This is a genomic window from Nocardia brasiliensis ATCC 700358 (genome assembly GCF_000250675.2).
Lineage (GTDB): Bacteria > Actinomycetota > Actinomycetes > Mycobacteriales > Mycobacteriaceae > Nocardia > Nocardia brasiliensis_B.
In genome coordinates this window covers 4820488-4836774 of record NC_018681.1, presented here as the reverse complement: position 1 = coordinate 4836774, position 16287 = coordinate 4820488, and the positions used below count along the sequence as shown (strand labels likewise).

Below are 16287 nucleotides of genomic sequence, written 5' to 3'. Positions count from 1 at the left end.
GTGCACCTGGTGGCGCAGGCGTGGTCGATCGAGGTCGGCGAGCGGGTGCTGGTGCACTCCTCGATCGCGTTCGACGCGTCCACCTATGAGATCTGGCCCGCGCTGTGCGGTGGCGCGACTCTCGTGCTGGCCGGTGCCGAGCGCTCGGATCCGGCGGAGCTGGCCCGGCTCATCGAGACCGGCTCGGTGACGAAGATGTTCGCGACGCCGCCACTGCTTGCCGCACTGCTGGAACACGGGGAGTCGTTGCCCGCCACCCCGTTGCGGTCGCTGCGCCGGATCATCGCCGGCGGCGCCGAGCTGACCGCGGGTGTAGTCCGCAAGGCGACTGCACACGCTGCCGGTTTGCAGATCATGAACGGCTACGGACCCACCGAGACCACGGCGTGCGTGACCGACCACGACGCCGAACCGGACGCGATCGGCGCGATCCCGATCGGTCGACCGGTGCCCAATACGCGGGTGTACGTGCTCGATTCGTGGCTGAACCCGGTGCCGCTGGGCGTGCCCGGTGAATTGTATGTGGCCGGTGCGCAATTGGCGCGCGGCTACCAGGGCCGAGCGGGGCTGACGGCGGCGCGGTTCGTCGCCGACCCGTTCGATCCGGCCGGCGGGCGGCTGTACCGCACCGGCGACGTCGTGCGCTGGACCGCCGCGGGCGTGCTGGAGTTCGTGGGCCGGGCCGACGATCAGGTGAAGATCCGCGGGTTCCGGGTCGAGCCCGGCGAGGTGGAAGCCGCTCTGGCACAGCATCCTTCGGTGACGCAGGCGGTGGTACTCGCCCGCGCGACCGAGACCGGAGGCAACCAGCTGGTGGGCTACGTGGTCGCTACCGGTGCCGAACACGAGCTGGACGGCGCCGAGGTGCGCGGCTTCGTCGCCGCGCGACTGCCGGAGTTCATGGTGCCCGCGGTGGTGACGGTGCTGGACGCCCTGCCCCTGACCGCGAACGGCAAACTCGATCGCGCCGCGCTGCCGGACCCCGAGTTCGTCTCCTCGGCCCGCTATCAAGCGCCGCGGACCGCACCGGAACAAGTGCTGGCGACCGTGTTCGCGGAGGTGCTCGGGGTCGAGAAGGTCGGAGTCGACGACAGTTTCTTCGAGTTGGGCGGCGACAGCATCCGGTCCATCCAGGTCGTCTCGCGGGCGCGGGAACGCGGGGTGCGGATCAGCCCGCGCGAGGTGTTCGAGTATCGGACGGCGGCGGGCCTGGCGGCGGTCGCGGTCGAGCGCGGCGTCGACGGCACGGTGCTGACGGAGTTGCCCGGCGGTGGTGTGGGGTGGCTGCCGTTGCTGCCTGTCGCGCGTTTCGTCCGGGAACTGGGTTCGGGTTTCGAGAGTTTCACGCAGTCGCTGTTGCTCGAGCTGCCGCTGGGGATCGATCGCGCGGGTTTGCTGGCGACCTTGACCGCGGTGCTGGATCGCCATGATGTGTTGCGGGCGCGGCTGGTCGACGACGAGCGCGGCGCGGGGCTCGAAGTGCCACCGGTCGGCGCGGTGGACGTGGGCAGCCTCCTGCACCGCGTGGACGTCGCGGACCGGGACGCCGACGAGTGCGCCGCGGTGCGCGCCGCGCAGGTCGAAGCCGCGGTCGCCCGGCTCGCTCCGGCGGCCGGGGTACTGGTGCAGTTCGTCTGGTTCGACGCCGGGCCCGCGCGGCCGGGTCGGCTGTCGATCGTCGCGCACCATCTGGTGATCGACGGGGTGTCCTGGCGAATCCTGTTGCCGGACTTGGCCGCCGCCTGGGCGCAGGTGGAAACCGGTGCGGTGCCGGTGCTGCCGATGGCAGGCACGTCGGTGCGCCGCTGGGCGCACGGACTGGCCGAACAGGCGACCGGCTCCCGGTGGACCGGCCAGTTGCCGTGGTGGCGAGCGGTACTCGAACGTCCCGATCCGGTGCTGGGCGCGCGGCCGTTGGACCCGGCCGTGGACGTGATGGCGACCGTCGAGCAGGTGCGGGTCGAGCTGCCGGTGCGGGTGACCGAGGCACTGCTGACCGCGTTGCCCGCGGCGTTCCACAGCGGCGCCGAGGACGGTCTGGTCGCGGCATTGACCGTGGCCGTGCACCATTGGCGGCACAGTCGCGGCCGGTGCGCGGAGCACGCCGGGGATGCCTGCGACGATTCGGTGCTGCTGCGGCTGGAAGGCCATGGCCGCGAAGAAGACACCGTGCCGGGTGCCGAACTGTCCAGTACCGTCGGCTGGTTCACGAGCGTGTTCCCGGTTCGGGTGCGCGCCGGGGTGGCCGAGTGGGATCAACTCTGCGCGGGCGGCCCGGTCGCGAGCGCGGTGGTGAAAGCGGTGAAGGAGCAGCTGCGCGCGGTCCCGGACAAGGGCATCGGATTCGGACTGCTGCGCTATCTCGATCCGGCGAGTGCCGAAGTGCTGCGGCAGTATTCGACCGGGCAGATCGGGTTCAACTATTTGGGTCGGTTGGCCTCCGGTGATCTGCTGCCGGACCGTCGGCAAGGTGCGGGCTGGACGCCGTCACAGGACAGTGCGGCAGCCACCGCGGCCCCGCATCCGGCGATGCCCGCGCTCGCGGCGCTGGATGTCACCACCTTGGTCGTAGACACCCCCGAAGGTCCTGTCCTGCAAGCGGTGTTCGCGGCTCCCACTGGCGTGCTGCGGCGGGACGAGACCGCGGAACTGGCCGAGCTGTGGCGGCGCGCGGCCGTCGGTGTCGCGCGGTGTGCCACCGGACCGGACGCGGGCGGGCTGACGCCGTCCGATCTGCCGCTGGTGGCGCTGGACCAAGCCGAGATCGAGGTCTTGGAGGCGGAGTACCCGCACCTGGTGGATGTGTGGCCGACGACGCCGATGCAGTCGGGGTTGCTGTTCCATCGGGCGCTGGCCGAATCGGGGTTCGACGCCTATCACATGCAGGTGGTGTTCGAACTGGCCGGACAGGTGGATCCGGACAGGATGCGGGCGGCCGGTCGCGCGCTGCTGGATCGTCATCCGAACCTGCGGGCGGGATACGTCGAAGGCGTACGACGCGAGCCGGTACAGGTCGTCGTGGACGCGGTCGAATTGCCCTGGCACGCCGTCGATCTGCGGGCGCTCGACGAAAGTGCGCGCGCTGCCGCCTTGCAGCGGCTGCTGCTCGCGGACCGGAACACGCATTTCGACATGGCGCGGCCACCGCTGCTGCGATTGACGCTCGTGCAGTTGACCGACGCGCGCGCCGAGCTGTTGTTCAGCACCCACCACGTGCTGCTGGACGGCTGGTCGCTGCCCTTGCTGATCCGAGACCTGTTGCACCTCTACGGCAGCGACGGTGCAGTCGATGCACTGCCGCAAGCACCGGACTACCGGCACTTCCTGACCTGGCTGGCGCAGCGCGACGGGCACGCGGACGCCCGGGCCTGGGCCGACGAGCTGGACGGGTTCGCGGAACCGACCCTGCTCGCCGGGCCGGGCGGCGACGTGGGCGCGGCAGAGGTCGAGCAGATCGCGGTGCCGCTGGACGCGGACACCGCGGCCGCGCTGCCGCGGCGCGCTAAGGAACTCGCCGTCACCGTGAACACCGTCGTGCAGACTGTGTGGGGCGTCCTGCTCGCCAAGACCACCGGCCGCAACGATGTGGTCGCCGGCGCCACGGTATCGGGTCGCCCGCCGGAGATCCCGGACGTGGACTCGATGGTCGGGCTGTTCATCGACACCGTTCCGGTCCGGGTGCGGTTCGATCCGCGCGACAGCCTCGCGGACCTGCTGGCCGACGTGCAGGCGCGCCAGGTCGCCCTGCTGGACCGCCAGCATGTCGGTTTGGCCGAGATCCATCGGGCCGTCGGTCTGAATGTCTTGTTCGACAGCCTGATCGGGTTCGAGTCCTATCCGGTCGACTACACCGGCATCGGCGCGGCGGCCGACCGCAGCGGTCTCGCCATCACCGGGCTGCGGGCCGACGCGCCGACCCACTATCCGCTGACCCTCGTCGCGGGCGCGGCCCCCGCACTGCAACTGCGCCTGGAGTACCGCCCGGACTTGTTCCGCGGGCCCGTTATCGAGGCGATGGCCGAGCAGCTGGCGCGCATAGTGCGGCAGGTGATCTCGGATGCGAATGTCCCCGTGGGTTCGATCGATCTGCTCGGTGCCGACGAACGCGAACTGGTGCTGCGCCGCTGGAACGACACCGCGCTCGAGGTGTCCGGCGGCACCCTGACCGAGCTGTTCGAGGCGCAGGCCACGCGCACACCGGACGCCGTCGCGGTGATCTGCGGCGAGGTGGAGGTGTCCTACCGGGAACTGGCCGCGCGGGCCGATCGCCTGGCCGCGCTGCTGGTCGCGCGTGGCGTCGGAGCCGATGACGTGGTGGCGGTGGCGCTTCCGCGGTCCGTGGACCTGATCGTCACACTGCTGGGCGTTCTGCGGGCCGGCGGCGGCTACCTGCCCATCGATCCGGCGTATCCGTCGGAGCGTTCCGCGTTCGTGCTCACCGATGCGGATCCGGTTGTCCTGGTAACGGATTCGGTGACCGGTGCAGAGCTGCCCGAGACCTCGACGCCGCGGCTGCAACTCGACGCACCCGCGGCGACCGGTCGCGGGACGGGACGAACCGGGCCGGCGCGGGCGGTGACGCCGCAGCATCTCGCGTACGTGATCTATACGTCGGGATCGACCGGTGTCCCGAAAGGCGTTGCCATCACCCATGGCAACGTGGCGCACCTGGTCGCCCAGGCGTGGTTCGCGGGGCCGGGGGAGCGGGTGCTGGTGCATTCGTCGATCGCGTTCGACGCGTCCACCTATGAGATCTGGCCCGCGCTGTGCGGGGGAGCGACGTTGGTGCTCGCCACCGGAGAGCGGTCGGACCCGGCGGAGATCACGCAGGTGGTGCGGGACCGGTCGGTGACCAAGATGTTCGCCACGCCACCCCTGCTGTCCGCCTTGGCCGACTTCGCGAAGTCGCTGCCCGGCAACCCGTTGCGCAGCCTGATCCAGGTGAACACCGGTGCCGACACGGTGACCTCGGGGTTGGTGCACACTCTGCGCGCCGGCTGCGCGGGCCTGCGCGTCGACAACCTCTACGGCCCGACCGAGGCGACGGTGGACGTGACCTCGTTCGTCGTGCCCGCCCGGATCGACGGTGCGGCCGTGCCGATCGGTGCGCCGGTCGCCAATACCCGGGTATACGTGCTCGATCCGTGGTTGACGCCGGTTCCGATCGGTACGGCCGGCGAGTTGTATGTGTCCGGCGCCCAATTGGCCCGCGGCTACCGGGGCCGAGCGGGGTTGACCGCGCAACGGTTCGTGGCGGATCCGTTCGGCCCGGCGGGCGGGCGGTTGTATCGCACCGGTGATGTGGTGCGCTGGAACGACGCCGGGCAGTTGGAGTTCGCGGGCCGGATCGATGATCAGGTCAAGATCCGGGGCTTCCGCGTCGAGCCGGGCGAGGTGGAAACCGTACTCGCGCAACACCCGTCCGTCGCCCAGGCGGTCATACAGGCCCGCGCCGGAGATCGGGGCGGCAAGCAGCTGATCGGATACGTGGTCGCGGACCGAACCGGCCCGAGCGCAGGCGAACTCGACGTCGGCGAGGTCCGCCGCTTCGCCGCCGAGCGTTTGCCGGACTACATGGTGCCGACGGCGGTGCTGGTGCTCGAGTCGATGCCGCTGACCGCGAGCGGAAAGGTGGATCGCCGGGCGCTGCCGGAGCCGGAGCTGAGTTCCTCGGTGGCGTACCGGGCGCCGCGTACCCGTCAGGAAAGGCTGCTGGCCGAGGTGTTCGCCGAGGTGCTCGGACTAGATCGGGTCGGGGTCGACGACAGCTTCTTCGAGCTGGGCGGCGACAGTATCCGATCGATTCAAGTCGTCTCGCGGGCACGGGAATTGGGTGTGGAGATCAGTCCGCGCGAGGTGTTCGAGCAGCGGACGGCCGCGGCGCTGGCCACGGTGGCGCTCACGCGCGACGTGGCTGCCCCCGTGCTGGCGGAGTTGCCCGGTGGCGGTGTCGGGTGGCTGCCGCTGCTGCCGGTGGCGCGTTTCGTCCGCGAATTGGGCGCCGGGTTCGACAGTTTCACGCAGTCGCTGTTGCTCGAGCTGCCGGTGGGGATCGATCGGGCGGGTTTGGTCGCGACCTTGACCGCGGTGCTGGATCGCCATGATGTGTTGCGGGCGCGGCTGGTCGACGACGAGCGCGGCGCGGGGCTCGAAGTCGCGCCGCCCGGCGCGGTGGACGTGGACCGCGTGCTGCACCGCGTCGAAACGGCGGCCTTCGCGGCGCATCCGGCGGACCGGGCCGAAGTGATCGTCGCGCAGGTGGCGGCGGCGGTCGGCCGGATGATGCCCGCGGCGGGTGTGATGGTGCAGTTCGTCTGGTTCGACCACGGTCCGCACCATCCCGGTCTGCTCTCCTTCGTCGCGCACCACCTGGTGGTCGACGGGGTGTCGTGGCGAATCCTGCTGCCCGACTTGGCTTCCGCGTGGCAAGAGGTGGCTGCCGGGGTCGTCGCTCCGGTACTGCCGGGCGTCGGCACCTCGATGCGGCGGTGGGCGCACGGTCTCGCCGACGAGGCGAACCGTCCGGAGCGCGTGGCGGAAATGTCCTGGTGGCGTGCGGTACTCGACGGCCCCGACCCGGCACTGGGCAGCCGAGCGCTGGACCCGCTGATCGACGTGATGTCCACCGTCGAGCACGTTGAGGTGCGAATGCCGGTGCAGGTCACCGAGACCCTGTTGACCGCGTTGCCTGCGGTGTTCCACGGTGGCGTGGAAGACGGATTGCTGGCGGCCTTGGCCGCGGCGGTGACCCGCTGGCGGGCCGGCCGGGGCGCAGGCGCGGACTCGGTGCTGATCCGGCTGGAAGGGCACGGGCGCCAAGAAGACACCGTCGCGGGTGCCGATCTGTCGCGTACCGTCGGCTGGTTCACGAGCATGTTCCCGGTACGGTTGCGCGCCGACGCCGAGGCGTGGGACCAGCTCTGCGCAGGGGGCCCGGCGGCGGGCGCCTTGTTCAAGTCCGTGAAGGAACAGCTGCGCGCGATCCCGGGCAAGGGCCTCGGGTACGGCCTGCTGCGCTACCTCAATCCCGAGACCGAGGCTGTGCTGCAGGCGTTTTCGGCCGGTCAGCTCGGGTTCAACTACCTCGGGCGGTTCACGTCGGCCGATCTGCTACCCGCGCGATTGCGCGGCGCGGGCTGGACACCCGCGGTCGACGGCGAGCAACTGATCACGCCACTGGACCCGGCGATGTCGGAGCGACCCGCGATCGCCGTACTGGACGTGAACGCCATGGTGATCGACACCGCCGCGGGACCGGTGCTGCAGGCGGTGTTCGCCGCGCCCGCAGGCGTACTGCCGGAGCACGAGATCCGCGAACTGTCCGAGTTGTGGCGGGACGCGGCCACCGGCCTGGCCCGGCACGCCGGTCTCGGCGTCGGTGGCCTGACACCGTCGGATCTGCCGCTGGTGACGTTGACACAGACCGAGATCGAAGCGTTGGAGGCGAGATACCCGCGCTTGGTCGACGTCTGGCCGTTGACCTCGATGCAGTCGGGGCTGCTGTTCCATCAGGTGCTGGCGGGCGCGGGCTTCGACGCCTATCACATGCAAGTCGTCTTCGGGCTGGCCGGAGCGGTCGATTCGGAACGGATGCGGGCAGCCGGACAGGGCCTGCTCGATCGCTACCCGAACCTGCGGGTGGGTTTCGTGACGGACGGCCAGGGCGATTCGGTCCAAGCGGTGCTCGATGCGGTCGAACTGCCTTGGCGGGTAGTTGATTTGCGCAGCACCCCGGCGTCCGCGCGTCGTGCGGCGCTGGACCGGTTGCTCGACGAAGACCGGCGCACCCACTTCGAGGTGACGCAGCCGCCGCTGCTGCGGCTGACGCTGGTGCCGATGACCGACGACCGTTGCGAGCTGATTCTGACCGCCCATCACGTGCTGCTGGACGGCTGGTCGTTGCCGCTGCTGCTGCGAGACCTGCTGCACCTCTACGGTTCCCGCGGCGACCAGACGGCGTTGCCACAGCCGCCCGCCTACCGAGAGTTCCTGAAGTGGTGGCACCGCAGGGACTCCCGTGCCGCCCGGCAAGCCTGGGCGCAGGAACTCGACGGGGTCACCGAACCAACCCTGCTCGCAGGCAACGACGGTGGTGCGGCCGACGGGGTGGCGCACGTTGCCGTGCCGCTGTCCGCGGCGACGGCGGCCGGGTTGAACCGGCGCGCCGGCGCACTCGGCGTCACCTTGAACACCGTCGTGCAGGCGGGCTGGGGGATGTTGCTCGCCGCGACGACCGGACGCCGCGATGTGCTCACCGGCGCGACCGTCTCGGGTCGTCCGCCCGCGATTCCCGGCGTGGACGCGATGGTCGGTCTGTTCATCAACACCGTTCCCGTGCGGGTGCGGTTCGGTACGCGCGATACGATCGCCGACCTGCTGACGGACCTGCAGGCCCGGCAGGTGGCACTGCTCGACCAGCACCACATCGGGTTGACCGAGATCCATCAGGTCACCGGCCTGAACGTCTTGTTCGACACGCTGATCGGTTTCGAGTCCTATCCGGTCGACCAGAGCGGCATCGGCGCGGCGGCGGGCACGAGCGGCATCACCATCGCGGACCTGCACCCGTATTCGCCCTCGCACTATCCGCTGACGTTCATCGCCAACGGCGGCCCGGTGCTCGACCTGCATCTCGAATACCGGACCGACGTCTTCGGCCGAGCCGAGGTCGAGGCGCTGGCCGCGCGGTTGGTGCGGATCTTCGAACAGGTCGTGCGCGATCCAGAGGTGCCGGTGGTGGCCATCGACCTGTTGGGCGCCGAGGAACGGGAATCGGTGCTGCGCCGCTGGAACAGTGCGGTCGCCGCGATACCGGAGCGCACGATCACGGAGCAGTTCCGGGCCCGGGCGGCCGCGAACCCGGACGCGGTCGCGGTCGTCTGTGCGGATGCCGAGCTGAGCTATCGAGATCTCGATCTGTGGTCGGAAAACCTTGCTCGCGTTCTGGTTTCGAAGGGGGTGTGTCCCGACTCCGTCGTGGCGGTGGCGTTGCCGCGGTCGGCCGAACTGCTCGTGGCGCTGCTGGCGGTGCTGAAAGCCGGTGGCGCATACCTGCCGATCGATCCGGCCTACCCCTCGGATCGGCTGGCTTTCATTCTCGCCGACGCCGAGCCGACGGTGCTCGTCACCGATCACGCGACCGCGGCGGCGCTGCCCCACGGTGCAACTCCCCGCCTCTACCTCGACACGCTGGATACCGGACAGCATCTCGACGGCGGCGACCTGCCTACCAGGGTGCGTCCGGAGCACCTGGCCTATGTGATCTACACGTCCGGCTCGACCGGTGTGCCCAAAGGCGTTGCCATCACCCATCGCAACGTGGTGTCCTTCGCCGCCCAACCCGTGTGGCAGGGCGGTGCGCACGAGGCCGTCCTGCTGCATTCCTCGGTCGCTTTCGACGCGTCGACATACGAGATCTGGGTGCCGTTGCTCGGCGGCGGGCGGGTTGTCGTCGCGCCGCCGGAGCGCACCGATATCGCGGCGCTGGGCCGGATGATGCTGGCGCACCGGGTGAGCGCGGCCTTCATCACCACGCGGTTGTTCGAGCTGTTCATCGAGCACTGCCCCGAAGCGCTCGGTGCGCTCCGGCAGGTGTGGGCGGGCGGCGAAGAACTGCCGGCGCAGGTGCTCGCCCGCGCTCTGCGCGCATGCCCCGAGACCAGGGTCGTGAACGGATATGGGCCGACGGAGACGACGACCTTCGCGACCTGTCGCGGTTTCGAGAGCGCCGACGGCAGCGTGGCCGCCGTGGTACCGATCGGTGCCGCACTGGCCAATATGCGTGCCTTCGTACTGGATCCGTGGTTGCGGCCGGTGCCGGTCGGAGTTACGGGAGAGCTGTACGTGGCGGGCGAGCAACTGGGCCGCGGCTACCACGGCAGACCCGGCGCGACCGCCGCACAGTTCGTCGCGGATCCGTTCGATCCAGCGGGCGGGCGGCTGTACCGCACCGGAGACGTGGTGCGCTGGGACAGCACCGGGGAACTGGCGTACGTCGGCCGGGTCGACGATCAGGTGAAGATCCGTGGTTTCCGGATCGAGCCGGGCGAGGTGGAAACCGCGCTGGCGCAGCATCCTTCAGTGGCGCGCGCGGTAGTGCTCGCGCGGGACACCGGAATCGGCGGTAAGCAGCTGATCGGGTACGCGGTCCCCGCCGACCCGGCGGATCGGCTCGACGGCGCCCAGCTCCGCGAATTCATTGCGGGCCGCCTGCCCGAGTACATGGTGCCCGCGGCGGTGCTGGTGCTCGACCGGGTGCCGTTGACCGCGAACGGCAAACTGGACCGAGCCGCCCTGCCGGTCCCAGAACTGTTGTCCGCCTTGCCGTATCGGGCTCCGGGCACCGAGCGCGAACGCGTGCTGAGCGAACTGTTCGGCGAAGTGCTCGGGCGCGACCGGATCGGCCTGGACGACAACTTCTTCGAGTTGGGCGGCCACTCGCTGCTCGCCACCCGCCTGATCAGCCGGATCCGGGTGGAGCTCGGTGTGGAGGTGCCGATCCGGGCGGTCTTCGACGCGCCGACCGTGGCGCGACTGGCGGACCGGCTCGACCCGGCGGCCCGGGTCCGGCCCGCGTTGACGGCGGGCCCGCGACCGGACGTGGTGCCGCTGTCGTTCGCGCAGCGGCGGCTGTGGTTCATCCATCGCCTGGAAGGCCCGTCCGCCACCTACAACATTCCGCTGGCCGTCCGGTTGCGTGGCGTGGACGTCGCCGCGCTGACCGCCGCGATCGGTGACGTCGTGGCCAGGCACGAGACGCTGCGCACGGTCTTCGTCGAGACCGACGGGGTGCCCGGTCAGCGGGTGCTGGCCGCGGCTGGTGTCGAGGTGCCGGTGCAGCTCACGGAGGTGTCGCCGGACGAGGTGGACGCGGCGGTGACCGCGGCGGTGCGATTCGGGTTCGACCTGTCGACGCAGATCCCCATCCGGGTCACGGTATTGCGTTCGGGGCCGGGCGAATACGTGCTGGTGCTGCTGATCCATCACATCGCCGGTGACGGCTGGTCGATGACGCCACTGCTGCGCGACCTGGCGACCGCCTACACGGCCAGGGTGGACGGCCGGGTGCCCGGCTGGGATCCGCTTCCGGTGCAGTACGTGGATTACACACTGTGGCAGCAGGAACTGCTCGGTGCGCCGGCCGATCCGGACAGCGCGCTGGCGCGGCAGTTCGACTACTGGCGGGCCGAACTCGACGGTCTGCCCGAACAGTTGCGACTGCCCACCGACCGGCCGCGGCCCCGGGTCGCGAGCTACCGCGGCGATATGGTCGTCTTCGGGATCGACGCCGAGACCCGGTCGGGTGTGCAGCGCCTTGCCGTGCGCGAAGGGGCGACGGTGTCCATGGTGTTGCAGTCGGCGCTGGCCGTGCTGCTGTTCGAACTCGGTGCGGGCGAGGATATTCCGATCGGCGCGCCGATCGCGGGCCGGACCGACGCGGCCCTGACCGACCTGATCGGATTCTTCGTCAACACCTGGGTGCTGCGCGCCCGGGTCACGCCGGCCGCGTCGTTCACCGACCTCGTCGGTGCGATCAGGGCGAAAGCGCTTGCCGCGTACGAGAATCAGGACGCGCCGTTCGAACTGCTGGTGGAAATGCTCAACCCGGTGCGCTCGGCGGCGCAGCATCCGCTGTTCCAGGTGTCGCTGGCATTCCAGAACAACGCGCTGCCCACGCTGGAGTTCGCGGGGGTCGAGTTCGAGCCGTACCACGCATCCACGGCGACAGCGCGGTTCGATCTGTTCTTCAACATCGCCGACGCGCCGGCGGGGCAGCCGTGGGGCGCGTTCATCGAGTACGCCACCGACCTGTTCGACCACACCACGGTCGAGGCCATCGCGACGCGATTCGTCCGGGTTCTGCGGCAGGTGGTGGCGAACCCGGGTGCGCCGGTCGGCTCGATCGACGTGCTCGGCGACGAGGAGCGCGACCTGGTCGTGCACGCGTGGAACGACACCGCGGTCGCGCTCGAGCCGGACCTGACCCTGGTCGACCTGTTCCGGCGCCGGGTCGAGGCGACCCCGGAGGCCGTCGCCGTCGTTTGCGCGGGCACCGAGCTTTCGTACCGCGAACTCGACGTGCGCGCGAATCAGCTTGCGCGCGTGCTGGCTTCGCGCGGTGTGGGGCCGGACAGCGTCGTCGCGGTGGCCTTGCCGCGCTCTGCGGACCTGATCGTCGCGCTGCTGGCAATCGTGCAGGCCGGGGGCGGGTATCTGCCGATCGATCCGGGCTACCCGGCGGATCGGTTGGCGTTCATCCTCGCCGACGCGGCACCGGTGGTCGTGCTGACCGACTCGGCCACCGCCGCAGTGCTGCCGCAGACGGCGACGCCGCGGGTGGAACTCGAGGCGATCACCACGTCCGAGGCAGATCACGCGGACCGGTTCGATCCGCCGCGGCCGCAGAATCTCGCGTACGTCATCTATACCTCCGGCTCGACCGGTGTACCGAAGGGCGTCGGCATCACGCATCGGAACGTGGTGAACCTGGTGGCACAGGCGTGGTCGACGGGCCTCTCCGACCGGGTGCTGGTGCATTCCTCGATCGCCTTCGACGCATCGACGTACGAGATCTGGCCCGCGCTGTGCGGGGGTGCGGCACTCGTGATGGCGAGCGCACAGCGCTCGGATCCGGCCGAGATCACGCGGCTGGTCCAGACAGCTGCGGTGACGAAGATGTTCGCGACGCCACCGCTGCTGGCGGCGTTGGTCGAATACTCGGAGGCGTTGCCCGGCAAGCCTTTCCAGAGCCTCCGGCAGGTGAACACCGGTGCCGACAGTCTTTCCGCCGGACTGGTCGAGGCGTTGCGGGCCACCTGCGGTGTGTCCCGTATCGACAATCTCTACGGTCCGACCGAGGCGACCGTGGATGTGACGTCCTATGTCGTGCCCGGCGCAGTGTCCGGGGCGACGGTGCCGATCGGCGCTCCGGTCGCCAATACCCGCGTATACGTGCTGGATTCGTGGTTGTCGCCGGTGCCGGTGGGGGTGGCCGGTGAGTTGTACGTCGCCGGTGCGAAATTGGCGCGCGGCTATCTCGGCCGCTCGGGTCTCACGGCGGCGCGGTTCGTGGCCGACCCGTTCGATCCGGCCGGTGGGCGGCTCTATCGCACGGGGGATGTGGTGCGGTGGACCGCCGCCGGGGTGCTGGAGTTCGCGGGCCGCGCCGACGATCAGGTCAAGATCCGCGGCTTCCGTGTCGAGCCGGGGGAGGTGGAAAGCGTGCTCGCGCAACATCCCTCGGTGGCGCAGGCGGTGGTACTGGCCCGCGCGACCGGCACCGGCGGGAAACAGTTGGTGGGCTACGTGGTCGCGGACAAGGCCGGCCCGGTGGTCGGTGAGGACGAACTGGTCGGGCAGTGGCGCCGGGTCTACGACGACCTCTATTCCGGGGTGACCGGCGGCGCGGAAGCGGCGGCGGAACCCGGCGATGAACCGGCCCGCGCGGACGAACTGGCCTCGGACTTCGGTGGGTGGAACAGCAGTTACACGGGCGCGCCGATTCCGTTGGCGCAGATGCGGGAGTGGCGGGCGGCGACGGTGGATCGGATTCGGGAGTTGGGTCCGCGTCGGGTGCTGGAGATCGGTGTGGGTTCGGGTTTGCTGATGTCGCAGTTGGCCCCGGAATGCGCCGAGTACTGGGCCACCGACCTGTCGGCGGAGACGATCGGGAAGCTACGCGACCAGTTGGCGCGCGTCGACGCCGGATGGGCGGCCAATGTCTTCTTGAGCGCCCGTCCGGCCGACGATCCGGCCGGGCTGCCCGAATGTCATTTCGACACCGTGGTGTTGAACTCCGTCGTCCAGTACTTCCCGAGCCAGGCCTACCTCAGCAAGGTCCTCGAACAGGTGCTGCGAGTGCTCGCACCGGGCGGCGCGGTATTCGTCGGCGACGTGCGGAATTTCGCGTTGCTGACGGAATTCACGACCGCGGTGCAACTCGTTCGCCACGGCGGGGCAGACGCCGTGGCCGTGCGGGAGCGGGTGCGCCGCGATATCGCCGCGGAACAGGAACTGCTGCTCGCGCCGGAGTACTTCACGGCGCTCGGGCGCGAATGTGGTTTCGACGCCGTCGATATCGAGCTCAAGCGCGGGCATTCGGTCAACGAGCTGAACCGCTACCGCTACGACGTGGTGCTGTGGAAGGCGCCGGCGCAACCGCTTTCGGTGGCGGATCTGCCGAAAGCCGGGTACCGCGATTACGACTGGCTGTGCGCGCTCCTGCGGAACGGTCATTCGGACGGCCTGCGGATCACCGGTATTCCGCACGCCGGGCTGGTCGGTGAGGTCGCCGCGGCGGAGCTGATCCGAGGTGGGCAGCCCGTGCCGGATGAACCGGAATCGCTCTCGAAGGCAGTGGGTTTCGAAGGAACACTCGATCGGGCCGTGCGACCGGACACCGGCCTGCTGCCGGAGGAACTGCACGTGCTGGGCTCCGCGCAGGGCTACACCACCGCCGTGACCTGGTCCGCCACAACGGGATACATGGACGCGGTGTTCCTCGACGCCGAGACCCGGGACGGGCGGCCGCTGGCCGACGTGTACGAGCCGACGGCGAGCCCGGCGGCCTGTGCGAACAACCCGCAGGCGGGCCTGCTGGCCGCGGCGGTGCGCCGCTGGGCGGGGGACCGGTTGCCGGAATTCATGGTGCCCGCCACCGTGCTGGTGCTCGACGCGCTCCCGCTGACCGCGAACGGCAAGCTCGACCGTGCCGCACTGCCCGATCCGGAACTGTTGTCCGCCAACGAGTACCGGGCCCCGCGTACCGAGCGCGAACAGACCGTGGCCGAGCTGTTCGCCGAGATCCTCGGTGTCGGACGGGTGGGTATCGACGACGACTTCTTCGCGCTGGGCGGCCACTCGCTGCTGGCGACCCGGCTCACCAGCAGGATTCGCGCGACCCTGGGGGTGGAGGTGCCGGTGCGGGTGGTCTTCGACGCGCCGACCGTCGCCCAGCTGGTGCCGCGGCTCGACGAAGGCGCCACGGCGGGCACGGATTTCGATCCGGTACTGCTGCTGAAGAGTTCCGGCGGGCAGCAGCCGCTGTGGTGCCTGCACCCGGGTGGCGGTCTGGGCTGGTTCTATCAGCAACTCGGGGGGCACCTGCCCGACCGGCCGGTGTACGCCATCCAGTCCCGCGGGCTCGACGGCGGGCCGGTCGCCGCATCGTTCGGCGAGATGGTGGCCGACTACATCGACCGGATCGTCGCCCTGCAGGACGAGGGCCCCTACTACCTGCTCGGCTGGTCCTACGGCGGCATCGTCGCGCACGCGCTGGCCTGCGAACTCACCAGGCGGGGAAGGGAAGTCGGGTTCCTCGGCATCCTGGACAGCAAGCCGCCGGTGGCCTCGGACGACGATCCCGATATCTCGGAAGAGCAAGCCATGGCGGGCATCCGGGATTGGGCGGCCGACCGTTTCGGCGAGCAACTCGAATCCCCGGTGATCCAGCGGCTGGTGGCGCAGGCGACCAAGGTGCTGATCAACAACAGCACCCTGCTGGACGGCTTCACCTCGCCGTTCTTCGACGGGGACCTGACCGTCTTCGGCGCCGCGATCGACGAGGAGGGTAATCGCACGACGGACGCGGCGGCGGAGTTCGAGCAAGCCTGGCGGCCCCATGTCGGCGGCCGGATCGACGTGCGCGAAGTGGACTGCGCGCACGGCGACTTCGACCGGCCCGAGAACATGCACCGCGTGGGCCGGATGTTGAACGAGCTGCTGTGATCAGTGCGCGCGACCGAGAAAGGCGAGGACGCGGGTCTGCTCGTCGGCGTCGGCGGGGGCTTCGACGGCGGGCCCGCAAACTCCGGGCATGCGCAGCGAGTCGCCGAGCGAGTGCGCCACGCCCTCGACCCATTCGAGATCCGCGGCGGGGATGGTGGCGTCGGTCCCCGTGGCGCGGGCGATATCCCAGCCGTGCACGACCAGGTCGAAACAGTAGAAGCGCTCGATCGTCGCGGCGAGGTTTGTGCGGCCGAAGTGGCCGTCGTATTCCAGGGTGGCCCGCGCGGGATCGTCGAGAATGTCCTGCACAGCGGCGCGGGTCGCGGCCCACGCCGCGGCCGGATCGTCGTCGACGGACGGGCCCTGCGGCAGCTCGAGCCCGACCATCCGCACGATATCGCGCTCGCTGTCGATGACGTGCCGGACGACATCGCGTGCGGTCCAGTCGGCGCACGGCGAGTCGGCGTCCCAGCCGGTCGCCGGGACGGCCTCGACTTTGCGGGTGAAGGTCTGCGCCAGCGCACGATAGCGGTCGGCGGGAGAAGGGGTCGTTTCAGCCAT

The 16287-nt window shown here is 70.2% G+C and carries 2 protein-coding genes (1 of these 2 only partly in view); one reads left to right on the top strand and one right to left on the bottom strand.

The window, feature by feature from the left end; genetic code table 11:
- Positions 1-15726: the 3' portion of a non-ribosomal peptide synthase/polyketide synthase gene (locus O3I_RS21495; protein ID WP_014985082.1), read on the top strand. Its footprint begins 5019 nt before the window's first position; only the last 15726 of its 20745 coding nucleotides appear in the window; its start codon lies off the left edge, out of view; its stop codon occupies positions 15724-15726.
- On the opposite strand, the gene O3I_RS21490 is transcribed toward O3I_RS21495, so the two are convergent.
- Entirely contained in the window at positions 15727-16287 is a 561-nt protein-coding gene (locus tag O3I_RS21490; RefSeq protein ID WP_014985081.1) for a TIGR03086 family metal-binding protein, read from the bottom strand.

Bases quoted from the DNA above. Each gene is read 5' to 3' on its own strand.
- O3I_RS21490 (WP_014985081.1), bottom strand. From the start codon at position 16,287: ATGGCTGAAACGACCCCTTCTCCCGCCGACCGCTATCGTGCGCTGGCG.